At 60.4% G+C, this 23,010-nt stretch carries 21 protein-coding genes; 3 read left to right on the top strand and 18 right to left on the bottom strand.

Annotated elements, in window-relative coordinates:
- Window positions 1-93 precede the first annotated feature (93 nt).
- Window positions 94-1,236, top strand: a complete 1,143-nt coding sequence (locus C5750_RS13010; protein ID WP_165403432.1) for a divergent polysaccharide deacetylase family protein — start codon at window positions 94-96, stop codon at window positions 1,234-1,236.
- A gap of 37 nt (window positions 1,237-1,273) precedes the next feature.
- Entirely contained in the window at window positions 1,274-1,792 is a 519-nt protein-coding gene (locus C5750_RS13005; RefSeq protein WP_105734307.1) for an RNA pyrophosphohydrolase, read from the top strand.
- 80 nt (window positions 1,793-1,872) lie between these two features.
- Here the strand turns inward: C5750_RS13005 and C5750_RS13000 are convergent, their stop codons facing one another.
- The 7 genes from C5750_RS13000 to C5750_RS12970 all read right to left on the bottom strand — a co-directional run bounded on the left by C5750_RS13000 (window position 1,873) and on the right by C5750_RS12970 (window position 9,818).
- Entirely contained in the window at window positions 1,873-2,280 is a 408-nt protein-coding gene (locus C5750_RS13000) for a F0F1 ATP synthase subunit epsilon (protein ID WP_105734306.1), read from the bottom strand.
- A 91-nt stretch (window positions 2,281-2,371) separates the two neighbouring features.
- A complete protein-coding gene (gene atpD, locus C5750_RS12995; RefSeq protein WP_105734305.1) occupies window positions 2,372-3,952 on the bottom strand; it encodes a F0F1 ATP synthase subunit beta in 1,581 nt (526 codons plus the stop codon).
- Between the two features lie 18 nt (window positions 3,953-3,970).
- On the bottom strand, window positions 3,971-4,849 hold the full coding sequence (locus C5750_RS12990; RefSeq protein WP_105734304.1) for a F0F1 ATP synthase subunit gamma: 879 nt from the start codon (window positions 4,847-4,849) through the stop codon (window positions 3,971-3,973).
- Between the two features lie 19 nt (window positions 4,850-4,868).
- Window positions 4,869-6,398: a F0F1 ATP synthase subunit alpha gene (gene atpA / locus C5750_RS12985; protein ID WP_105734303.1), complete on the bottom strand. Its 1,530-nt coding sequence runs from the start codon at window positions 6,396-6,398 to the stop codon at window positions 4,869-4,871.
- Window positions 6,398-6,958 (bottom strand): F0F1 ATP synthase subunit delta, encoded by a 561-nt coding sequence (locus C5750_RS12980; RefSeq protein ID WP_105734626.1) that lies wholly within the window; start codon window positions 6,956-6,958, stop codon window positions 6,398-6,400. Before C5750_RS12980 ends, atpA begins: the two co-directional genes overlap by 1 nt.
- A gap of 244 nt (window positions 6,959-7,202) precedes the next feature.
- Complete coding sequence (locus tag C5750_RS12975) at window positions 7,203-7,592, bottom strand: AGROH133_08824 family phage infection protein (protein WP_105734625.1); 390 nt, start codon at window positions 7,590-7,592, stop codon at window positions 7,203-7,205.
- A 42-nt stretch (window positions 7,593-7,634) separates the two neighbouring features.
- The gene (locus C5750_RS12970; RefSeq protein WP_105734302.1) at window positions 7,635-9,818 is read right to left on the bottom strand and encodes a primosomal protein N'; all 2,184 of its coding nucleotides are present in this window, start codon (window positions 9,816-9,818) and stop codon (window positions 7,635-7,637) included.
- 91 nt (window positions 9,819-9,909) lie between these two features.
- Here C5750_RS12970 and fsa point away from each other — a divergent pair, with 91 nt between their 5' ends.
- A complete protein-coding gene (gene fsa / locus C5750_RS12965; RefSeq protein ID WP_105734301.1) occupies window positions 9,910-10,563 on the top strand; it encodes a fructose-6-phosphate aldolase in 654 nt (217 codons plus the stop codon).
- 71 nt (window positions 10,564-10,634) lie between these two features.
- Here the strand turns inward: fsa and C5750_RS12960 are convergent, their stop codons facing one another.
- The 11 genes from C5750_RS12960 to leuS all read right to left on the bottom strand — a co-directional run bounded on the left by C5750_RS12960 (window position 10,635) and on the right by leuS (window position 22,952).
- Window positions 10,635-11,645 (bottom strand): isopenicillin N synthase family dioxygenase, encoded by a 1,011-nt coding sequence (locus C5750_RS12960; RefSeq protein WP_105734300.1) that lies wholly within the window; start codon window positions 11,643-11,645, stop codon window positions 10,635-10,637.
- 50 nt (window positions 11,646-11,695) lie between these two features.
- A complete protein-coding gene (locus C5750_RS12955; RefSeq protein ID WP_105734299.1) occupies window positions 11,696-12,496 on the bottom strand; it encodes an ATP-binding cassette domain-containing protein in 801 nt (266 codons plus the stop codon).
- Between the two features lie 9 nt (window positions 12,497-12,505).
- A complete protein-coding gene (locus tag C5750_RS12950; protein WP_105734298.1) occupies window positions 12,506-13,285 on the bottom strand; it encodes an ABC transporter permease subunit in 780 nt (259 codons plus the stop codon).
- Window positions 13,282-14,451: an FMNH2-dependent alkanesulfonate monooxygenase gene (gene ssuD, locus C5750_RS12945; protein ID WP_105734297.1), complete on the bottom strand. Its 1,170-nt coding sequence runs from the start codon at window positions 14,449-14,451 to the stop codon at window positions 13,282-13,284. Before ssuD ends, C5750_RS12950 begins: the two co-directional genes overlap by 4 nt.
- A gap of 58 nt (window positions 14,452-14,509) precedes the next feature.
- On the bottom strand, window positions 14,510-15,466 hold the full coding sequence (locus C5750_RS12940; RefSeq protein ID WP_105734296.1) for a sulfonate ABC transporter substrate-binding protein: 957 nt from the start codon (window positions 15,464-15,466) through the stop codon (window positions 14,510-14,512).
- 221 nt (window positions 15,467-15,687) lie between these two features.
- The gene (locus tag C5750_RS12935; protein ID WP_105734295.1) at window positions 15,688-16,539 is read right to left on the bottom strand and encodes an ABC transporter permease subunit; all 852 of its coding nucleotides are present in this window, start codon (window positions 16,537-16,539) and stop codon (window positions 15,688-15,690) included.
- A complete protein-coding gene (locus C5750_RS12930; RefSeq protein ID WP_105734294.1) occupies window positions 16,536-17,309 on the bottom strand; it encodes a taurine ABC transporter ATP-binding protein in 774 nt (257 codons plus the stop codon). Before C5750_RS12930 ends, C5750_RS12935 begins: the two co-directional genes overlap by 4 nt.
- Before the next feature lie 111 nt (window positions 17,310-17,420).
- Entirely contained in the window at window positions 17,421-18,428 is a 1,008-nt protein-coding gene (gene tauA, locus C5750_RS12925) for a taurine ABC transporter substrate-binding protein (RefSeq protein WP_105734293.1), read from the bottom strand.
- A 149-nt stretch (window positions 18,429-18,577) separates the two neighbouring features.
- A complete protein-coding gene (locus tag C5750_RS12920; protein ID WP_105734292.1) occupies window positions 18,578-19,738 on the bottom strand; it encodes an AAA family ATPase in 1,161 nt (386 codons plus the stop codon).
- A 21-nt stretch (window positions 19,739-19,759) separates the two neighbouring features.
- A complete protein-coding gene (gene lptE, locus C5750_RS12915; protein ID WP_105734291.1) occupies window positions 19,760-20,341 on the bottom strand; it encodes an LPS assembly lipoprotein LptE in 582 nt (193 codons plus the stop codon).
- The gene (gene leuS, locus C5750_RS12910; protein WP_105734290.1) at window positions 20,328-22,952 is read right to left on the bottom strand and encodes a leucine--tRNA ligase; all 2,625 of its coding nucleotides are present in this window, start codon (window positions 22,950-22,952) and stop codon (window positions 20,328-20,330) included. The genes lptE and leuS overlap by 14 nt, the downstream gene beginning before the upstream one ends.
- Between the last annotated feature and the right edge of the window lie 58 nt (window positions 22,953-23,010).

Raw genomic sequence — 23,010 nt, 5'->3', positions numbered from 1 at the left:
AAGGGGGATCAGGCTGGCGCTTACACACCTGGTCCCCCTTTCATTCCACACCGGCTATCCCGTCCGTTTCATTCTTCTCATCGGCCAAAGCGCGTGAATTCCGACATCAACAGGCCGCTGGGACAGAACAGCAAACGGCCCAAGGAAAAACCGAAGACTGGTGCGGGCTGGCTTCTGCCCGCCGGTGCCGTGCTGGGCGTCGGCGCCGCTGCTCTGCTGATCTCATGGACCAGCAACCATGGATTTCGCAATCCGCCTCCGGAGATGGAGAAGCCCAAACAGGCCGCCCTGGCTCCGCCCCCACCGGTCGAGACGGCACTGCCAGCAGCCAAGACACCGGCAAGCGGCGTTACGCAGGGCAATGTCATCACCAGTCCCGGCGGCCCGAAAATCATCGTCGTGGGCGATCCCGCCAGGGTGACCCAGAATCCGCTGACCGCCCACATCCCCGACCGGGATCTGCTTGAGACAACTGCGCTGGGCTCCCTGCCGGTCATCGGGCCGGACGGACGGCGGCCGCTCGATGTCTATGCCCGGTCATGGTCGGGCGCCCGCGGCGCGCGGATCGCTCTCGTCATTGGCGGGCTCGGCATGTCCCAGACCGGCACGCAACAGGCAATCGCGGCGCTCCCTGCGGAAGTGACGCTGGCTTTTGCTCCCGAAGGCAACAGCCTGATCCGCTGGATGCAGACAGCCCGCCAGAATGGCCATGAATTGCTGATGCAGGTGCCGCTTGAGCCCTTCGACTACCCGCGGGTCAATCCCGGCCGCAACACCTTGACGGTCGATGCGCCCGCTACAGAGACACTGGATAATCTGCACAAGGCCATGGGCCGCATCACCAATTATACCGGCATCATAAATTACATGGGAGCCCGCTTCACCGCCGATGCCAAGGCCATGACGCCTGTCATGCAGGACATCGCGAAACGCGGGCTGCTCTATCTCGATGACGGCAGTTCTGCCCGCAGCCAGGCCGACACCATCGCCAGCCAGCAGGGAACGCCCTTTGCCGCCGCCGATGTGCTGATTGACGGCACGCAGGACCGGGGCAGCATCCTCAAGAAGCTGGATGAGCTGGAGCGGATTGCCCGGGCCAAAGGCACGGCGATCGGCACCGGTTCGGCCTTCAGCGTGACCGTGGATGCCGTGGCCGCCTGGACCAACGAGGCCAAGACCCGCGGCATCGAGATCGTGCCGGTTTCCGCTCTTGTCCGCGATCCTGAAAAGGGTTAGGCACCACCAGCATCCCCTCATCCAGCGGAGTATTCGCATGAGCAAGAAACATGTCGACCCCGAGACACTCCCCTACCGGCCCTGCGTCGGCATCATGGTGCTCAACGCCGATAAACTCGTCTGGGCGGGCCATCGCATCGTCATCCCCAATGATGAAATGGAGGGTTCAACCCAGCTATGGCAAATGCCCCAGGGTGGCATCGACAAGGGCGAAGATGCGCAAATCGCAGCACGGCGCGAGCTCTACGAGGAAACGGGCATGAAAACCGTATCCCTGCTGGCTGAGGCGCCGAACTGGATCAATTATGACCTGCCGCCCGCACTCGTCGGAATTGCCCTGAAGGGAAAGTATCGCGGCCAGACGCAAAAGTGGTTCGCCTATGAATTTACCGGCGATGAAAGCGAGATTGCGATCAACCCGCCTCCCGGCGGCCACACCGCTGAATTCGACGCGTGGGCATGGAAGCCGATGGCCGAGCTGCCGGACCTTATCGTGCCGTTCAAGCGCAACGTCTATGAGCAGGTTGTCGCCGCATTCAAGCATCTGGCGGGCTGATCTGCTGATCAAGTGCACACGCAACAACAAAAAAGCGGACCAAAGGCCCGCTTTCGTCAGTATCAATGATTTGAAACCGGTCAGGCTGCCTTGATGGCTTCCTGCAGCGTCGTCAGCTGGCCGAGAAGATCTTCGGCCTTGGCCTTCTGTTCCCGTGTCGTGGCGTCTTCGAAATCTTCGCGGGCGTCCTTGATGCGGTTCTGAAGTTCATCAGCCTTTATATCGGTGACATGTACCGCCGATTCCGCGAGGAGCGTGCAGCCTTCCGGCGTCACATCGACGAAACCGCCGAACACGACATAGCTGTCCGGCTTGCCATCCGGCGTCTTGACCGTCACGACGCCCGGCTTGACGGTCGCCATCAGCGGCGCGTGGTGGGCCATCACGGTCATGTAGCCTTCCGTACCCGGAACCACAACTTCGGTGACTTGTTCCGAGAGGAGCAGACGCTCTGGTGACACGAGTTCAAAATGGAAGGCTTCTGCCATGATATTCACTCAATTCCTGCGGTCATTGACCTGATAGAAGGGATGGCCTTGACAAGAAAGGGCGGGCCGGAGCCCGCCATTATGTTTCAGATCAGGCAGCTTCCGCTGCCAGACGCTGTGCCTTTTCAATCGCCTCGTCAATCGAGCCGACCATGTAGAACGCTGCTTCCGGCAGGTGATCGTAGTCACCATTGCAAAGGCCCTTAAAGCCCTTGATGGTGTCAGCCAGATCGACCAGCTTACCCGGCGAACCGGTGAAGATTTCAGCAACGAAGAACGGCTGCGACAGGAAGCGTTCGATCTTGCGGGCGCGGGCGACCGTGATCTTGTCTTCTTCCGACAGTTCGTCCATGCCGAGAATGGCGATGATGTCCTGCAGGGACTTGTAGCGCTGCAGGATCGACTGAACCTGACGGGCAATCTGGTAATGTTCGTCGCCGACGATCAGCGGATCGAGCATGCGCGATGTCGAGTCGAGCGGATCCACAGCCGGATAAATACCCTTTTCAGAGATCGCACGGTTGAGGTTCGTCGTCGCATCCAGATGCGCGAAGGATGTCGCTGGCGCCGGGTCGGTCAAATCGTCGGCGGGCACGTAAATGGCCTGCACGGATGTGATCGAGCCCTTGTGCGTCGTGGTGATGCGTTCCTGCATCGCGCCCATGTCAGTCGCCAGCGTCGGCTGATAACCCACGGCGGACGGGATACGGCCCAAGAGAGCCGACAGTTCCGAACCGGCCTGCGTGAAGCGGAAAATGTTGTCCACGAAGAACAGAACGTCCTGGCCTTCATCGCGGAAATGCTCCGCAACCGTCAGACCGGAAAGCGCAACGCGGGCGCGGGCACCTGGCGGCTCGTTCATCTGACCGTAAACCAGTGCGGCCTTGGAGCCTTCACCGCCACCGGCCTTGTTCACGCCGGATTCGATCATTTCGTGATAGAGGTCGTTGCCTTCGCGGGTACGTTCACCCACGCCGGCAAACACCGAGTAACCGCCGTGCGCCTTGGCCACGTTGTTGATCAGTTCCATGATCAGAACCGTCTTGCCGACGCCGGCGCCGCCGAACAGGCCGATCTTGCCGCCGCGCGCATAAGGCGCGAGCAGATCGATAACCTTGATGCCGGTCACCAGGATCTGGGCTTCCGTCGACTGCTCGACATATGCCGGAGCCTCCTGGTGGATAGCGCGGGTCAGCTTCGTCTTGATCGGGCCGGCTTCGTCAACCGGCTCACCGATAACGTTCATGATACGGCCGAGCGTTGCTTCGCCGACCGGAACCATGATCGCAGAACCGGTGTCGTACACGGGCTGACCGCGAACCAGACCTTCGGTCGAGTCCATGGCGATCGTGCGGACAGTGTTTTCACCGAGATGCTGGGCAACTTCCAGAACAAGGCGATTGCCAAGATTGTCGGTTTCCAGCGCGTTCAGGATCTTTGGCAGCTCGCCTTCGAAATGAACGTCGACAACGGCGCCGATGACCTGGCTGACGTGACCGGCTGCACCGGTTGCCTTCAGGGTCGTCTTGGGCGTTGCCGCTGCCTTGGCGGTCTTTGCTGCAGGAGCAGCAGCCTTTGCCTCAGCCTTCGGAGCGGCGGCTTTGGCAGCCGCTGCCTTGGGTGCAGCTGCCTTGGCGGCTGCGGGTGTTTTCGGGGTCGCTGCTTTTGCCATCGATCCTTACCTTCGCGATTAGAGCGCTTCCGCGCCCGAAATGATTTCGATCAGTTCTTTGGTGATCTGAGCCTGACGCTGGCGGTTGTACGACATTGTCAGCTTGTTGATCATGTCACCGGCATTGCGGGTTGCGTTGTCCATGGCGGACATGCGCGCACCCTGTTCCGATGCCGCGTTTTCGAGGAGAGCGCGGAAAACCTGGACGGAAATATTGCGCGGGATCAGGTCACCAAGAATGGATGCCGGATCCGGCTCATATTCATAAACCGCATCGCCGGCCGTTTCCGGTTCGGCATCGCCGATGGCGGTTGCGGGAATCAGCTGCTGGGCAGTCGGAATCTGCGAAATCACCGACTTGAATTCCGAATAGAACAGCGTGGCGACGTCAAACGCGCCTTCGTTGTAAAGAGCGATGATCCTGTGGCCGATCGCGTCCGCATTGACAAACCCGACCTGTTTGACTTCACGCAGGTCAACATGCTCGATGATGTGCTTGCCAAGATCGCGGCGCAGGATATCCGCACCCTTCTTGCCGACAGTAATGATCTTCACTGTCTTGCCGTCCGCCAGCAGGCGGCGCGCATGTTCGCGGGCCAGGCGGGCGATCTGCGAATTGAAACCACCGCAAAGGCCGCGCTCGGACGTGCAGACGATGAGCAGATGCACATCGTCCTTGCCGGTTCCGCTCATCAGCACGGGCGCATCATCGCCATCCACATTGGCGGCGATGTTGGCCAGTACCGCAGCCATGCGCTGCGAGTAGGGACGCGCGGCTTCCGCAGCTTCCTGCGCGCGACGCAGCTTCGCCGCAGCGACCATCTGCATCGCTTTGGTGATCTTCTGCGTCGCCTTAACCGAGGCGATCCGGTTTCTCAGATCCTTTAACGAAGGCATCCGTTCATCCCGTCAGTGGTTATGCGAAAGACTTGGCGAAAGCGTCAATTGCAGCTTTCAGCTTGCCCTTGGTATCGTCGCTGATCTGCTTTTCCTTGGCGATGACATCGAGAACATCCTTGTTCTCGGTGCGCATCCAGGTCAGCAGACCCTGTTCGAACTTGCCAACCTGATTGACCGCAAGCTTGTCGAGATAACCATTGACGCCAGCGAAAATCACGGCGACCTGCTCTTCGGTCTTCAGCGGCGAGAACTGCGGCTGCTTCAGAAGTTCGGTCAGACGTGCACCGCGGTTGAGAAGACGCTGTGTCGACGCATCGAGATCGGAACCGAACTGCGCAAAAGCCGCCATTTCGCGGTACTGCGACAGCTCGCCCTTGATCGAACCGGCAACCTGCTTCATCGCCTTGATCTGCGCGGACGAACCAACGCGGGACACCGACAGACCGACGTTAACAGCCGGACGGATACCCTGATAGAACAGGTTGGTTTCGAGGAAAATCTGGCCGTCGGTGATCGAAATCACGTTGGTCGGAATATAGGCGGAAACGTCGTTTGCCTGAGTTTCGATGACCGGCAATGCGGTCAGCGAGCCAGCGCCGTTTTCGTCGTTCAGCTTGGCCGAACGCTCGAGAAGGCGGGAGTGCAGGTAGAAAACGTCGCCGGGATAAGCTTCACGGCCTGGCGGGCGGCGCAGCAGCAGCGACATCTGGCGGTAAGCCACAGCCTGCTTGGACAGATCGTCATAGCCGATCAGCGCGTGCATGCCGTTGTCGCGGAAATATTCACCCATCGCGCAACCGGCAAACGGTGCAAGATACTGCATCGGTGCGGGATCGGAAGCGGTGGCAGCAACAACGATCGAATATTCAAGCGCGCCGCGCTCTTCAAGGATCTTCACGAACTGTGCAACGGTCGAACGCTTCTGACCGATAGCAACGTAAACGCAATACAGACGATCCTTTTCATTGCCCGCATCGTGTGCAGGCTTCTGGTTGAGGAACGTATCGAGAATGATCGCGGTCTTGCCGGTCTGACGATCGCCGATCACCAGCTCGCGCTGGCCGCGGCCAACCGGGATCAGGGCATCGATGGCCTTGAGGCCTGTCGACATCGGCTCATGCACCGACTTGCGCGGGATGATGCCGGGCGCCTTGACGTCAACGCGCGAACGCTGCTTCGCCTTGATCGGGCCCTTGCCGTCAATCGGATTGCCGAGCGCGTCAACGACGCGGCCGAGCAATTCCTTGCCGACAGGAACGTCAACGATAGCGCCTGTGCGCTTGACGATGTCGCCTTCCTTGATGTCACGGTCCGAACCGAAAATAACGACACCAACGTTGTCGCTTTCCAGGTTCAGGGCCATGCCACGGGTACCGTCCGGGAACTCGACCATTTCACCAGCCTGAACATTGTCCAGACCATATACACGAGCAATACCGTCACCGACGGACAGAACCTGACCGACTTCGGAGACTTCTGCCTCCTTGCCGAAATTCTTGATTTGCTCTTTCAGGATTGCGGAAATTTCCGCGGCGCGGATGTCCATCAGCCGACCTCTTTCAGTGCAAGCTTAAGCGAAGAAAGTTTTGTGCGAAGTGAAGTGTCGATCTGGCGGGACCCCAACTTGACGATGAGACCACCAAGGATCGACGGATCAACAGTGACATTGATTGTCACGTCCTTGCCGGCGACGCTTTTCAGCGTGGCCTTCAATTCAGTTTGCTGCGCTGCCGTCAGGGCGTGCGCAGAAGTAACATCGGCCGAAACCTCGCCGCGATTCTCGGCAGCGATGTTGCGGAATGCCTGGATCATGGAAGGCACCGCGAACAGACGGCGGTTCGTTGCCACGACGCGCAGGAAGTTGGCGACGAGGCCGCCGATCTTGGCCTTGGCGAGAATCGCCGAAATGGCCTTGACCTGATCTTCCGCGGAGAAAACCGGGCTCTCGATCAGACGCCTCAAATCGGCGCTGCCATTGACGAGAGCCTCAAACTGGCCCAGATTCTTTTCTACATCAGCGACTGATTTTGCTTCCAGCGCGAGGTCGAACAGCGAACCCGCATAACGCTGGGCAACACCGGATATGAGCGACGAAGTTTCTGCCACGAACGACAAGCTCTCTGCGTTGAAGCCAAAAATCGGGAAACCAAAAGGAATTTTCGGTCAAATCTTTGGCATTATTGATTTTTTTATCGCCCTGGAAACAACCCTGAAACTGCCCCCGACGAGATTTGAATGCCGTCTAGCATAGAGAAGCAGGAGTCGCAACACGCGAATCCGCGAAAACTGGCGTCAGAATTGCCGCAGCCGCTATTTTATGAATAGACTACTCAACTATTAGGCGCGCGAACTAGGTGATAAAGCCGAAGGCAAAAAGCAAGGGACCGGCTGCCAGCGCCAGTTCGATGAGAACGGAAATCCAGTTGTAAAGCGTATTGCCGCGGTCCGACATCATCGAAATCAGACGGCCGAAAACCGTGAACCCCCAGGACACGCCCAGCGCGATCCAGAGGAAGGGCTGCGCAAAGACAAGGGCGCAAAGACCAAGCCCCAGATAGAAGCCCGCCATGGTTGCCCGTGATTCCGACAGCGCTTCGGGATGCGCCTGCACGGTTTGCAGGCGCAGAATCCGGAAGGCTATGCGGGGCGCAAAAAACATGATCAGGCCGAAGACAACCGTAACGGCGGCAGAACTCCAGGCGATCCATTCGCCCTGGCTGGCTGGCCAATACAATTCCATCATTTTCGCGTCCCCGCTGCGTTAACCATTTCCGCTGTTTGCTTATAGAAAGCTTTGCGGGTCGATATCAATCTGCACGCGCACTGATCCACGCTCTTTTGGTCCGGCGCTTAAAATGGCGCGAATGAAATTCTGGATATCGGCCTTGCGCGTTCCATGGATCAGCAGCCGGAAACGATGGCGCCCGCGGATAAGGGCAAGCGGCGCCTCGGCAGGACCCAGAACATTGATCTCGGATGAATGCGGCGCCGCACGGCGCAATGCACGCGCATGGTTTTCCGCTTCCGCTCGTGTTCCCGCTGAAATAATAAGCGCGCCGAGCCTGCCATAGGGCGGCAGGCCGGATCGTTCCCGCTCCTCGATTTCGCGCGTATAGAAGGCCTCCGCATCGCCGGAAACAATGGCGCGCATGACAGGGTGATCCGGCTGATAGGTTTGCAGCAGGCCCACGCTTTTCTTGCCGGTGCGGCCCGCACGGCCCGTCACCTGGCTCAGCAGCTGGAATGTCCGCTCCGCCGCCCGCGGGTCGCCATTGGCGAGCCCCAGATCCGCATCGACAACGCCCACCAGCGTCATATTGGGGAAATTGTGCCCCTTGGCGACGAGCTGCGTGCCGATAACGATATCCGCCTCGCCGCGTGCAATGGCATCCAGTTCCAGGCGCAACCGTTTCACACCCATCAGATCGGATGACAGGACAATGATCCGCGCATCGGGAAAGGTTTTTTCCACCTCCTCGGCTATGCGCTCGACACCCGGGCCGCAGGCAACGAGGTGATCCAGCGTGCCACAGGATGGGCAGGCCTCCGGCCGCGGTTCATGATGGCCGCATTGATGGCAGACGAGCTGGCCGCGGAACCGGTGCTCGACCAGCCAGCTGGAACAGCAGGGGCATTGAAAACGATGGCCGCACACCCGGCACAGGGTCAGGGGCGCATAACCGCGGCGGTTGAGAAACAGCAGCGACTGTTCCTTGCGCTGCAAGGTCTGGTTCATCGCCTCGACCAGAGCCGGCGACAAGAAGCCGCCGGGGCGCGGCGGCGAACGGCGCATGTCGATGGCTTTCAGGTCCGGCATTGCCGCTTCCGCATAACGCCCGGTCAGACGGATGCGGGTATAGCGTCCCTGCAGGGCATTGACCTGGCTTTCGACTGACGGCGTGGCGGAAGCCAGGATGACGGGAAAGCCGCCGATATGGCCGCGAACCACCGCCATGTCGCGGGCGTTGTAGAAAACGCGGTCCTCCTGCTTGTAGGCCGGATCATGCTCCTCATCCACAATGATCAGACCCAGATCCTGAAACGGCAGGAACAGCGCCGAGCGCGCACCCGCAACAACCCGCACCTGGCCTTCCATCACCTGCCGCCAGACACGCTCGCGCGTCTTCGGGGCGAGATCGGAATGCCATTCCGCCGGCTTTGAGCCGAAACGATCGTGGAAACGCTCGAGGAACTGCTGTGTCAGGGCAATTTCCGGCAAAAGGATCAGCACTTGCTTTCCCTGCTCGATCGCCGTGGCCACCGCTTCGAAATAGACTTCCGTCTTGCCCGAACCCGTCACACCATCCAGCAGGGACACGGAGAACCCGCGCGACGCAACTGCGTCCACGAGCTGTCTTGCCGCATCGGCCTGGTCGCCGGAGAGCTCGGCCGGCGCATAGTCCGGATCCGGCGGCGCAACGACAGGCCGCGCCGGGATCATCACCTCCTCGAACACGCCCTGCGCCGAAAGCCCATCGATCACCGTTGCCGAAACACCTGCCGCGTGGGCAAGGCCGGTGCGTGTCCAGGCAAGACCATCCCCGGCCAGTTCAAGCACGCGCGAGCGCGCACCGGTCATCCGTTCGGGCTGCTGGCCGGAAAACCGCAACCCCGGCACCGGCGGCTCGGGATCGAAGGCTGCGGGCACGCGCAGGATCATCCGGGCCACCATGCCCGGCGGCGAGATCGTGTAATCGGCGGCCCAGCGCATGAAGCGCATCATGCCGTTGTCGACCGGCGGACAATCGAAAAGCTCCGAGATCGGCCGCAGCTTTTTCGCGTCGACCGAATCGGTCGCGCCTTCGGTTACAATGCCTGCAACCTCGCGGGGACCAAGGGGAACACGAACAATTGAGCCGGCTTTCACATCCATTCCATCAGGCACGGAATAGCTGTAAGGTTTCGCTGCCGGCAAGGGCACGAGCACTGGAACAATTTTTTGCGCGGAAGGCGAATCTTGCTTCATAACCTCGTGACCTTGGCGCGGCTTTCGTTTAAAGAAAAGCCACTTTTCCGGGACACCATCCCTTTAGCCCCATTTAAGGAGGACTGCTCCAATGAAATTTTTTGTCGATACTGCCGATGTTAAGGATATCCGCGAACTGAATGATCTCGGATTGCTCGACGGCGTGACCACCAACCCATCGCTGATCCTTAAATCCGGTCGCAGTATCCTGGACGTTACCAAGGAAATCTGCAGCATCGTTGACGGCCCGGTTTCCGCAGAGGTTGCCGCTGTCGAATATGAGCAGATGATGAAGGAAGCGGCGGTTCTTTCCAAGATCGCCAAGAATATCTGCATCAAGGTTCCGCTGACACTCGACGGCCTGAAGGCCTGTAAGGCGCTCACCTCCGATGGCCATATGGTCAATGTCACGCTGTGCTTCTCCGCCACCCAGGCGCTGCTCGCCGCCAAGGCCGGTGCGACATTCATCTCGCCGTTCATCGGCCGCATCGATGATATCGGCATCAACGGCATGGACCTGATCGCCGAAATCCGCACGATCTATGACAATTACGACTACAAGACGGAAATCCTGGCGGCTTCAATCCGCACGATCAACCACGTCAAGGAAGCCGCACTGATCGGTGCTGACGTTGCCACCATCCCGCCGGCAACATTGAAGGCGCTGGTCAAGCATCCGCTGACCGACAAGGGCCTCGAGACCTTCCTCGCCGACTGGGCCAAGACCGGTCAGAAGATCGCCTGATCCGGTTGGATCATATTTACAAAATCGCCCGCTGACTTAACACCAGCGGGCGATCTGCTTTTGAGGCTGCCTCAAAGCAGATCGGCGTGATGGCGCTGCGCAACATCCGGATGCGAGCGCAGGCGGCCTTTCAGATAATTGCGCCCGACTTCCCGGAACAGCGGATTGTCGGGGTCTGCATCGGCACCGCCCGCCTCATGCGCAAGATCATCCGGCAGTGTCAGCAATGGCACGTTGGCATTGAGATCGGCGCCGAAGAAGAACGCCACCGACAGCCTGTCCTTGCCCGACGGCGGCGAGACGACGCGGTGCACGGTCGCCTTGAGATAGCCATTCGACGCCAGTTCCAGGATTTCACCGATATTGATGGTGAAGGTTCCCGGAACCGGTGTGGCATCGATCCAGCCGCCATCCCTTTCCACCTGCAAACCGCCCTGCACATCCTGCAGCAGCAGGGTCAGAAAGCCGCTGTCCTTGTGCGCACCAACCCCTTGATCGCTGCCGGTGGCATCGCGGCCGGGATAGCGGATGATCTTCAGGTGCTGATTGGGCGCCTTTTCGTAGATCGGCCCGAAAACATCCTTGTCCTGCCCGAGCGCAATGGCAAAGGCCTGCAGCAGCTCGATGGCAATGCGCGTCAGTTCGCCCTGCCATTCCAGCACGGTGGATTTGAGGCCGGGCAGGCTATCCGGCCATTGATTGGGGCCCTGCAGCCGCGACCACGGCGGCGTTGTCGCATCCTGCCGGATGACGGCCCGCTCCGCGCCCACGTCAAATTGTTCACGCCAGTCCGCCTCTCCCCTGGTCCGTTCCCAGCCGGCGCGGGTGTAGCCGCGAAAATGCGGGGAGTTGGCCATGTCAACGGCGACCTTGTCCGCCTCCGGCAAGGCAAAGAACCGCTTGGAAACAGCAACGATATCCCTTTGCAGCTGCTCGGAAACGCCGTGACCGCTCAGATAGAAAAAGCCATAGGTTCGTGCCGCATGGCGCAAGTCCTCAAAGAACGCTTCCTGCTCCGCAGGATCGTGATACCGCCGGAAGTCGAGGGTCGGCAGCGTATCGGTTTTGGGTAAGGCGCTCATAGCCAGGGTCTCCCTATGCAACCGGATTGTCTATCCCGGTGCATTCAACTTCAAGGTGTTTTTTGCTGATAAAGCTGGTCCAGGATCTGGCGCTCGAAAAAGGCAAGCTCCGGCGAGGCATGCCGCCGCGGCCGCTCCATTGGAATGGCCAGATCAAGTGCAATCCGGCCGCTGTCGATCACGACAACACGGTCCGCCAGCGCAACGGCTTCCGCCACATCGTGCGTCACCAGCACCGCTGTGAATTTCTTGTCGAGCCAGATGCGTTCCAGCAATTGCTGCATTTCAATGCGGGTCAGGGCATCCAGCGCCCCAAGCGGCTCATCCAACGCCAGAATGCGGGGATGCCCGACCAGCGCCCGGGCCAGGGCCACGCGTTGACGCTGCCCGCCCGACAGCACTGAAGGCCACTCTTCGCTGCGATCGGCAAGTCCCACCTCCGCAAGGATATCGAGGCTCTTCTGCCGGACCTCGGCCCCTCTGGCGATGCCGGTCAACCCGACATCCACATTGGCACCTACCCGCGCCCACGGCAGGAGGCGCGGCTCTTGGAACATGATGCGCGTGCGCTTCTGATCCCCGGTTTCGCCGGCGTGAACGAGTTCGCCGGATGTCGGCCTGTCGAGCCCGGCCAAAAGCCGCAGCAATGTGCTCTTTCCGCAGCCGCTCTTGCCGATAACGGCAACGAACTGGCCGTCATGCACGTCAAGGTCGATGCCCTGCAACACGGTCTTGTCGCCGAATCGTTTGGTAACGTTACGGAACGAAAACGCAATCTTGCGTGCCGTTACGGTTGCGCGGGCCGTGGTTTCAACAAAGGATTGGCGGGCGGTGACGGTTGCTGCGGTCATCGTCGTTCCTCACACGTTTTGAAAGGCGGGATGCCATTGCAGGGAAAGCCGCTCAAGCGAACGCGCCAGGGCATCGGCGAGTTTTCCAAGAAGCGCATAGATGAGAATTGACAGGACAACCACATCGATCAGCAGGAACTCCCGCGCCTGCATGGCCATATAGCCAAGGCCGGAGGAGGCGGAGATCGTCTCGGCCACGATCAGCGTCAGCCACATGATCCCCAGCGCATAGCGCAGCCCGACGAAAATCGATGGCAGGGCGCCCGGCAGGATAACCCGCGTGAACAATTGCGAGCGGGACATGCCGTAGATGCGGCCCATTTCGACCAACTGCGGATCGACACCCTGAATGCCGAGGAGCGTGTTGATGTAGATCGGGAAGAAAACCCCGAGCGCCACCAGAAACAGTTTTGCTTCCTCATCGATGCCGAACCACAGGATCACCAGCGGGATGAGGGCCAGATGCGGGATATTGCGGATCATCTGGATGGTGGTATCGGTGAGGCCGCGGCTGAGCGCGGAGAGGCCATTGGCAAGACCAAGACCAAAACCGATGGCGCCGCCCACAACGAAGCCGCTCAACGCACGCAGTGTCGATATGCGGATATTTTCCAAAAGTTCGCCTGACAGAAGCAGTTTCCAGAAAGCCGCCCCCACGGCAGAGGGCGCTGGCAGGACATTGGCCGAGATGACACCGGCGCGCGACGCAATCTCCCACCCGACAAGCAGCAGGGCCGGAAGCAGCCAGCCTATGGCGCTGCGGCCAATGGATTGAAGCGCCCTGCTCACGAGGACGCCTGCAGCCGTTTGGCGCCGTGGAAACCAACGGCAAACTCGTTGGCGATCTCCTGGCGGAGCGTATTCTTCCGTCCGCCCAGTCCCAGCTGCGGAAACAGCAATTCGGCAACGCGGTAGGCCTCTTCAAGATGCGGATAACCGGAACCGATCACCGTATCGATACCCACGTCCTGATATTCGCGGATGCGTGCAGCAATGCTTTCCGGACTGCCGACAAGGGCGGTGCCCGCCCCGCCGCGAACCAGTCCGACGCCCGCCCACAGATTGGGGCCGACAAGCAGCCTGTCACGGCGTCCGCCATGCAGCTCTGCCATGCGGCGCTGGCCGACGGAATCCATTTCCTTGAGGAAGCGCTGCTGTGCGATCTCGATCTGCGCGTCGGTCACACGGCTGATCAGCCTGTCCGCCGCGGCCCAGGCCTCGTCTTCGGTTTCGCGGACGATGAAATGCAGCCTTATGCCGAACCGCAGCGTGCGGCCCTTGAGCGCTGCCTTCTTGCGCGCCCGCTCGATCTTCTCGGCGACCTGCGCCACCGGCTCGCCCCAGGTGAGGTACATGTCCACCTGCTCGGCAGCCAGATCCTGACCAGCATCGGACGAACCGCCAAAGTAAAGCGGAGGCGGCGTCTGCACCGGCAGCAGATCGAGCCGCCCGCCCTGAACCCGGTAATGCCTGCCTTCAAAATCGACGGTCTCGCCCGTCACCAAACCCTGCCAGATTTTCAGGAACTCGGCTGCCTGTTCGTAGCGCTGATCGTGCGGCAGGAAGACGCCATCGCCTGCAAGTTCCGTCGGGTTGCCGCCGACCACGACATTGAGCAGCAGGCGCCCATTGCTGAGCCGGTCGAGCGCGGCTGTCTGCCGGGCGGCAAAGACCGGAGAAACGATGCCGGGACGCAGCGCCACCAGAAACTTCAGCCGTTCCGTATGGGCGGCAAGACCGGTCGCGGTAATCCAGGAATCCTCGCAGCTTTGGCCCGTCGGCAGCAGCACGCCGGGAAAACCCAACCGGTCGACGGCCTGGGCAATCTCCTTGAAATAGGCAAATTCAGGCGGCCGCTGCTGTGTTTCCGAACCGAGATAGGTTCCGTCCCCATGGGTGGGAATGAACCAGAAGAAATCAAGCGGGGCTTGCGTGGCATTTGCTGGCTGCGTCATGGTGTGGTTCCAGTTCTTTCCATGGTGCGGGTCGATCTCCGCATTCCGGTTGTTCCGTTCAGTTGCCGGGGGCCGTCCAGACGGCATCGGAAATCCTGATGGCTTTGGGGATCAGCTTCAGCTTGAAGAACCTGTCCGCCGTCTCCTGCTGATGCGCGACGATCTCTGGTGTGATCGGGAAGATGCCGAACACCGACCGGTTGGCGGCAATGGTCTGCGCCTCGAGCGGAACGCCGGTGACCTCATGCAGTGCCGCTGCCACCTTGTCCTTGTTCGCCTCGGCCCATGCGGCCGCTTGCTTCAAGGCATCGATGGTTGTTGTCACCACATCCGGATGCGCAGCGGCGAAGCCGCGATTGGCCAGAAAATAGGTGTTGACGTCCAGCACGTCGCTGGAGCGCGCGAGGATGCGCGGCTGATAGCGCGTCTCGGCAATGGCAAAGAACGGATCCCAGACCGCCCATGCGTCGATCTTGTCGCTGGCAAAAGCCGCTGCGGCATCCGCCGGGCTCAGATAAACCGGGGTAATCTCGTCATAGCCGATATGGGCTTTCTCAAGCGCAGCGACCAGCAGATTATGCGCGCTGGTTCCCTTGCCGACGCCGACTTTCCTGCCCTTCAGATCGGCCAATGACTGGACGGCGGAACCCGGCTTGACAAAAATCGCCTCGCCTTTGCCGTTGGATGGCAGGGCGGCGACATAGACAATGGCCGAACCCGCGGACTGCCCGAAAATCGGTGGGGCATCGCCGACCCATCCGACATCGATGCTGCCGACATTCAGCGCCTCGACCAGGGGCGGTCCGGCTGTAAACTCGACCCATTTGACCTTGATACCCTTGGGTTCCAGGACCTTTTCAATCACCTTCTGCTGCTGGGCAATGACCGGTAGGCTCGTCTTCTGGAAGCCGATCTTGTACTCCTGCAGCGGCTCGGCGGCGTAGGAAGCCGTTGCCGCAACAGCCGTTGCTGCAAGGACAAGAGCAGCAAATAGTCTGCGCGTCAGGTTAGGCATGGGCTCTCGCAATTCTGTGGTTTGGGAGAGCGTCACCGGAATAGCATTGGGGCCCTCCCGTGATCGGGAATGGCCCCAATGCTATTCAACTCGACTATTTCTATAGAGAAAATATATTTCGTATAACAGACCGCATGCGGATTGGTTTTCTCGGCGTTGCGCAGGCGGAAGCAAAGGCCGGGCGATTCCCCGCCGCAAGACCATCGAGCTGCAGACGTTGTCTATTCCCGCCCGGCCCAGGGCACCACCATACGCTCCAGCCGCCTGATCCCGATTTCCAGGATGAATGCGACGATGGCGATGATGAAAATGCCCATGATGACGACATCCGTTACCAGGAACTGCGCCGCCGACTGGATCATGAAGCCGAGACCGCGCGTGGCAGCCACCAGTTCCGCCGCAACCAGCGTCGACCATCCCGCTCCAAGCGCAATGCGCAAGCCGGTCAGGATGGAGGGAAGTGCACTTGGCAGAATCACGTGGCGGACGACCTGCGCACGCGTGGCGCCGAGGGCGCGCGCCGCATTGATCCGGTCAAGCGAAGCGCCTTTCACACCGGCAGCGGTAGAAATGGCAATCGGCGCCAGCATGGCAATGGCAATCACCAGTATCTTGGATGGCTCGCCTATACCGAACCAGATAATGACCAGCGGCAGATAGGCCAGCGGCGGGATGGGCCGGATAAATTCGATGATGGGATCGAAAATACCGCGTCCTATGGCACTGACACCAATGGCAATGCCAGCGGGAACAGCGACAATGAGCGCAAGCAGCAGGGCCGCGAACACGCGCAGCAGGCTCGCGAGCAGGTGCTGCCACAGCGTGGCGTCGACAAAGCCATTGGTTGCGACGGAATAGAACTTCCACAGCACCGCCGAGGGTGCGGGCAGAAAAACCGGAGAAACCAGTTTGAAATGCGCCGCGGCAATCCAGACAAGCAGCAGGCCGGCAATGGTTAGCGCACTGGCAATACGGGCCAGCTGTTTCGCTGAAGGCTTTGCCCTTTTGCCGCCGGGCCGCTCCGCGGCGTTTTCAACGGCAACATCCCGGCTGATCTCAACAGAGAGTGTCATGCCGCCTCCCCTTCAAGAATGGAATCTTCGAGCTCGGCACGGGCTTGATTGAATGCCGGGTCAGCCTTGATCGACCGGACCGGCTCACCGCCGGCATAGCGGCGGCCAAAACCAGCCTCGATCTCCCTGACAACCCGGCCCGGACCCGGCGCCAGCACGACGATGCGCGTCGCCAGCAGCAGTGCTTCGTCAATGCCATGGGTTACCATGAGAACACCGACGGCGTTGGCGGCCCAGATATCGAGAAGCAGGGTCTGCATGCGCTCGCGCGTCAAGGCGTCGAGCGCACCCAGCGGCTCATCCATCAACAGGAAATCCGGTTCCGCCGCAAGCGCCCGGGCAAGGCCAATCCGCTGGCGCATGCCGCCCGACAATTCCCAGATCGCCTTGCCGCCGATGCCATCCAGCTTGACGCGCTCCAGCAGGCGGACCGCAGCAGCGTCTCTTTCCCGTAAAGGCACACCGCGCAGCGTCAGGGCGAAGCTGACATTGTCCCGCACGTTCAACCAGGGAAACAGCGCGTCGTTCTGGAAGACCACAGCCCGATCGGCACCGGGCGCCGTGATGGTCTTTCCATCCACGGTCACCGTTCCTCCGGTTGGCGGCACCAATCCGGCCGCGGCGTTGAGCAAGGTGGTCTTGCCGCAGCCGGACCGGCCAACCAGAACAACGAAATCGCCTGATCTGACGGAAATGCTGGTCTGGGTGACTGCAGGCTGCGCCTGACCGTCATAGTGCACAGAGACATGATCGAGAAAGAGATGTGCCATAAATCCACCGGTTGAACGGCGGCGTTCACGGTCTTCCCGGCCTCCGGGGGAGAGGGAACCCCGAAGACCGGAAAGAACACATGAACACCCCCGCATTACAAGGTTACGAACTCAGTTCGATGCGAGCGCCGCCTCCACGAATTTTGCCGTTGCATATTTCGAGTAGTCGGGAAGGACAGCGTCGATCTTTCCCTGCTCCTTCAGAAATTGCGATGTGGCCGCGATGGCCTTGACCGTATCGCCGCCGAGGAACCTGGAGGATGCCTGTTCGCTCAGCGCCGGGAAAACATACCCCTTCAACAGAAGCGGCACGTCATCGGCCTTTGCTCCCGTCAGGCGGCTGATCTTTCCGGCCTGCGGCGACGATGCGGACCACGCATCCGGCTTTGCCAGATAATCGGCATAGGCCGCCCCGGTCACCTTGACGAAATCGCGGACGGCGTCCGGATGTTTTTCGGCAAATTCCGTGCGGACGATCCATGCGTCAAATGTCGGCGCACCCCACTGCGCCACCTTCGAGGAATCCACGATGATTTTTCCGCTGGTCCTGATCTGGCCAAGCGCCGGATCCCACACATAGGCCGCATCGGTATCACCGCGCTCCCAGGCCGCGGCGATCTCCGGCGGACGCAGGTTGAGAATGTTGACTGACTTTGAATCGACGCCTTCATGCTTCAAAGCGGCAAGCAGGCTGTAATGCGTCGTCGACACAAAGGGAACGGCGACTTTCTTTCCGGCCAGATCAGCGATGGTATCGACATTGGAGCCATTGCGGGCGACCAGCGCTTCCGATTCGCCGATGAGACCGACAACGAGAATGGTCTGGATCGGCAGCTCGCGGCTGGCAGCGGCGGCGAGCGGACTAGACCCGACATAGCCGATATCAACCGAACCCGAAGCAACGGCGGCAATAACGTCCGCGCCGGAATCGAATTTCCGCCAGTCGATTTTGGCAGAGGTGGCCTTTTCATAGGCACCATCCGCCTGTGGCACCTTGGACGGCTCGACCACCGTTTGATAGCCGATGGTGATCTTCAGATCCTCCGCGCGGGCGGAAGCAAACGCCCCGAGACTGAAAAGAACAGTGGTTGCAGCAAGGAAATGACGGCGGGTGAACATCGGTGATCCTGACCTGTTGAAACAATCCTGTTCCAACTCTGGTCATCTCTACTCGAATTGTAGAGTTACGATCTGCCAAGTTTCCGCCCGCCGGAGAAAATTATTTCTTCCGGCAGCGCATCCACGCGGAAAGCGGGAGCGGACGAAGTTCAATCGTCATCATCGGCATAGCTGCCGGACAGGCGCATTCCCTTGATGACCGTTGCGCCGTGGTCTCGCACCACCGTCAATGCCCGCGCCCCGGTCCGCGCCTCTATCTCGTCGGCAAGGATACGTGAATGGGTGACCACCCAGACCTGCGTCCGTTCCGCCGCATTGGCAATCATTTCCGCCAGGGCGGGAAGCATGGACGGGTGCAGGCTGGTCTCCGGCTCATTCAGCGCGATAAGCCGTGGCAGGCGGTAGGACAACAGCGCGCCTGCCAGAGCGAGAAACCGGATCTGCCCGTCCGAAAGCTCTTCGGGCCGGAAGATCCGCTGCGGGAATTCCGGCAGCCGCAAGCCGAATGTCGCGGTTTCACCGGGAACCGGCACATCAAGCACCGCACCGCCGAGGGCCGATGCGATGCAATGGTCGAGATCAACGGTATCCCCGCGGATATGCACCAGTGTGGCGAAAACGGCAGCCAGATTCCGGCCGTCTTCGTCCAGCATCGGCGCGGTAATTGCGAGAGCAGGCTGCCTGACCGGCGAATCGCGGTCCGTGCGGAAGCCGTGATAGAACCGCCATCCCATAATCGTGGCGCGCAAATCTCCGATTTCGGGATATCGCCCCGCATTGCCGAGCGCCGCCAAAGCGGTTTCCGAATCAAGCAAGCGCACCGGATGCTCAATTCGCCGGCCGCTATCATCGCGGGCAAAAACCGCCGGGCCCTTGCGGCCCATCATCTCGACCGGCCGGCGGCCGGAATCGATTGTCAGACTTTCTTCCTTGATCTGCGGTTCAAAGGCAAAGCCTGCCGCAACCGGAGGCCGCAATCCGATCTCGATGCTGTAAGTTGGCGCAAATCCCGTGCGCACCGCATGCCCGGTCCGAATCGCTTCCTCGTCATCGTCAAAAGAGGCGCTGAAAACCATGCGCACCGGACCGGGTTTGCGCTTGCCGGTCCACAATGCCGATTGCATGCCGCCTTCACGGGCTATTTCATAGGAGAGTGTCCCCTCAGCCGCCGCCTTGATCATCTGCATGGCGCGGTAAAGGTTGGATTTTCCGACACCGTTCTCGCCAACGAACACGGCAAGCTGGCGCATATCCAGCCGGATCGATTGCAGCGACCGGTAACCGGCCGCCGAGAGGGAAATCAGACGCATGGGGACCGCCCCGTCATGTCCTTAGAGCTTGGACATGTCCTGTGCGACGCTGAGATTCAACGCCTCTGCAACTTCCCGTGCCGCCCGGTTGATCGCATCGCGCTGCGCCCGCAGAACGGCGTAGCGCTGTCTGGGTGCATCGTAGTCGGCCGTCACAAGACGGGTGCCCTTGCCAACGACCTTGCCGTCCGCAATACGCGTCAGCGTATAGCTGCCTGTCATGCGCATCGAACCGGCGGTCGGCTGACCGGATTTGTCGTTGGTTGCGTTCTGGATAAGTGCAAGCGACAGATCCTGGTAGCTGACACCGAGTTGCAGCGTATAGGCGGCATTCGCAGGCTGCCCGGCTCCATGATTGAACATGAAGATCAGATTGTTGCGCACCTGCTGTGCTTCGCGCGTGCCCACTTCCGCAATGGCGATGGTGGCAAGTTTCGACTGCACGCTGCCGCTTACGCCAGCGCCTGCTCCGGCGACCGGACCCGGATCGGAATAGAGCGGGCGAACCTGGCAGCCGCCAGCGATCAGAGCCATGCCGAGAACGCACGCGGACAGCAAACGCTTGGAGCCGGACATCGGCTGGAAACGATCAGGCAACGACATTGATGATCCTCTGCGGTACGATAATGACTTTCTTCGGCGGATTACCGTTCAACACCACCTTGACAAAATCAAGTTCGAGAGCGGCCTTTTCGACCGTCAATTGATCCGCATCGCGGGCAATTGTCAAATCACCCCGCTTCTTGCCGTTTATCTGTACCGGCATCGTGACGGTGTTCTCGACGATCAGGGCGTCGTTGTAGTGCGGCCAGGCCTTGTCAGCAATGAAACCGCTGCCTTTGAGGGCCTTCCAGCACTCCTCGGCCAGATGCGGCATCATCGGCGCGATCATGGCAATCAGCATATCCGTTGCTTCCCGGCAGGCAGCGATGGTTGCCGCATCGGCTTCGCCGATCTTCTGCAAGGGAGCAGCCAGCACATTGACGAGTTCGTAGAGGCGCGCAACAGCCTTGTTGAAAGCGAGCTTCTCGATGTCTTCGCCAACGGCCTTGACCGTCCGGTGGGCCGCCTTGGAAATTGCCGCCGCATCGCCGTCGAAGGCAGGAGCAGCCGTCGCCCCCTGCAGGACGGGCGCTGCTTCGGAAATCAGACGCCAGACACGCTGGACAAAACGGTGCGCGCCCTCGGCTCCTGCTTCCGTCCAGATCACGTCGCGCTCGGGCGGCGAATCCGACAGCATGAACCAGCGTGCGGTATCGGCGCCGTAGGACGCGATGATGTCATCGGGGTCGACGACGTTCTTCTTCGACTTCGACATTTTCTCGATCGAGCCGATTTCAACCTCGTCGCCGGTTGCAATCAGAACCGCCCGGCGCTTGCCGTCGCTTTCCTCCAGCCGGACTTCGGCCGGCGTGACCCAGCTGCCATTGGCCCCCGTGCCAAGCCGGTAGGTCTCGTGCACGACCATGCCCTGGGTGAACAGTCCCTTGAACGGTTCACTGATATCGAGATGCCCGACAACTTTCATCGCGCGGGTGAAGAAGCGCGAATAGAGCAGATGCAGGATCGCATGCTCGATACCACCGATATACTGGTCGACCGGCAGCCAGTGATTGGCCACTTTCGGATCGGTCGGCTCGTTCTCCCACGGCGCCGTGAAACGGGCAAAATACCAGGACGAATCGACGAATGTATCCATCGTGTCGGTTTCACGCCGGGCAGCCTTGCCGCATTGCGGGCAATTGACATGCCGCCACGTGGGATGCCGGTCGAGCGGATTGCCGGGACGATCGAATTCGACGTCATCCGGCAGCTTCACCGGCAGGTCCGCCTTGGGAACCGGAACGACGCCGCAATCATCGCAATGGATCATCGGGATCGGACAGCCCCAGTAACGCTGGCGCGAGATGCCCCAGTCACGCAAGCGGAAATTCACCTTGCGTTCGCCCTGCGGGCGCCCGCCGATCGACTGGCTTTCCAGCCGCTTGGCAACCTCGTCAAAGGCCGCTGCCGGGGACAGCCCATCGAGGAAGCGGGAATTGATCATCACGCCGTCATCGACGTAAGCGGTTTCGGTGATCTGGAATGTGGCCGCATCGCCATCTTCCGGCATGACAACAGCCACGACAGGCAGGCCATACTTGTTGGCAAAATCCAGATCGCGCTGATCGCCGGACGGACAGCCGAAAATCGCGCCCGTGCCGTAGTCCATCAACACGAAATTGGCGACATAGACCGGCAGGGTCCAGGTCTCGTCGAGAGGATGCTTGACGCGCAGGCCCGTGTCGAAACCCCGCTTCTCCGCCGTTTCCAGCGCAGCCAGAGATGTACCCGCCCGGCGGCATTCATCGTTGAATTCAGCCAGGGCAGGATTGTTCTCCGCCGCTTTTTTCGCCAGTGGATGATCCGCAGCAATAGCCAGGAACGAGGCACCGAACAGTGTATCGGGCCGTGTCGTATAGACCTCGACCTCGGTCTCGCCGCCGATCTGCGACTTGGCATCCAGCGCCCAGCGGATCAGCATGCCTTCGGACTTGCCGATCCAGTTGCGCTGCATCAGCCGCACCTTGTCCGGCCACTGATCGAGACCATCCAGGGCGCTCAGCAACTCTTCATTGAAATCGGTGATCTTGAAGAACCACTGCGTCAGTTCGCGCTGCTCCACCAGCGCACCGGAGCGCCATCCGCGGCCATCGATAACCTGCTCATTGGCAAGCACCGTCATGTCCTCGGGGTCCCAGTTGACCTTGGAGGATTTGCGCGTCACCAGCCCCTTCTCGACAAAATCGAGGAACAGCATCTGCTGGCGGTGGTAATATTCGACATCGCAGGTGGCGAATTCACGCGACCAGTCCAGCGAGAGCCCCATGGACTTCAGCTGGCTGCGCATGGTCGCGATGTTCTGATAGGTCCATTCCTTGGGATGAACCTTGTTCTGCATCGCCGCGTTTTCTGCGGGCATGCCGAAGGCGTCCCATCCCATCGGATGGAGAACATTGAATCCCTTGGCGCGCTTGTAGCGGGCAACGACGTCACCCATGGCATAGTTGCGCACATGCCCCATGTGGATGCGTCCCGATGGATACGGGAACATCTCAAGCACGTAATAAGGGTCGCGCGGATCGTCATTGCTGGTTTCGAAGAGCTTGGCTTCGTCCCAAACCTTTTGCCAATGCTTCTCGGCTACGCGGGGATTGTATCGTTCGGTTGCCATGAACGGGATTCTCTTGCAAAGGATAGTGATGGGCGGACCTTCACCATGGATTGACCAG

The sequence above is a fragment of the Phyllobacterium myrsinacearum genome (assembly GCF_002980555.1).
Lineage (GTDB): Bacteria > Pseudomonadota > Alphaproteobacteria > Rhizobiales > Rhizobiaceae > Phyllobacterium > Phyllobacterium myrsinacearum.
This window is presented reverse-complemented; position numbering and strand designations above follow the sequence as displayed.